Source organism: Sutterella seckii (genome assembly GCF_009183815.1).
Lineage (GTDB): Bacteria > Pseudomonadota > Gammaproteobacteria > Burkholderiales > Burkholderiaceae_F > Sutterella > Sutterella seckii.
On sequence record NZ_WEHX01000219.1, the window covers coordinates 1 to 713 of the forward strand.

The 713-nt window shown below is 58.2% G+C and carries 1 pseudogene; it reads left to right on the forward strand.

Annotation, left to right across the window (positions count from 1 at the left end):
• Positions 1-81 precede the first annotated feature (81 nt).
• A pseudogene (locus GBM95_RS11935) lies at positions 82-713 on the forward strand (glucose-6-phosphate isomerase); the annotation flags it as partial.

A 713-nucleotide genomic window follows, 5' to 3' on the forward strand; every position in this document is an offset into this window, starting at 1 on the left:
CGCGCGGCATTGCATACGTCGCTTCGTGCATTTGACGCTTCCGCGCCTTTCTACGAAGAAGTCAACGCGGAGCGTGAACGCATGCTTGCCTTCGCGGACCGGATTCGCAGCGAAGGCAAGATTACGGATGTAATCAACATCGGCATCGGCGGGTCGGAGATGGGGCCGCATGCGGTGTGGCATGCGCTGCAGCCGCTCAACCCGACGATCAATCTCCATTTCCTTTCAACGGTTGACGGCACCCTGCTTGATCGCATCTTGAGCCGATGCCGCCCCGAGTCGACGCTCGCCATCGTTTCATCGAAGAGCTTCGGCACTCGCGAGACGATGGTGAACGCCGAGATGGTTGATGCCTGGTTTGCCCGGGCGGGCATCACCGGAGAAAGACGCCACGAACATATCGTAACCGTGTCGTCAAAGGAGGACGCTGCCGAATCGTTGGGCCTCCGAAAAGAGAACGGCTTCAAGATCTGGCCCTGGGTGGGCGGCCGCTTCTCGGTATGGAGCGCGATCGGACTGCCGCTTGCCATTGGATTGGGTCGAGAGACATTCCTCTCATTCCTTCGTGGTGCGAATGCAATGGACAAGCATGCTCTCAATGCACCTGTTTCGGAAAACCTGCCGATTCTGATGGCGCTGCTGGCCTATTGGGATGCAACAAAGCTCGAAATCCCATCAAGGTGTCTGGTGCCGTACGACTGCCGACTCGACAT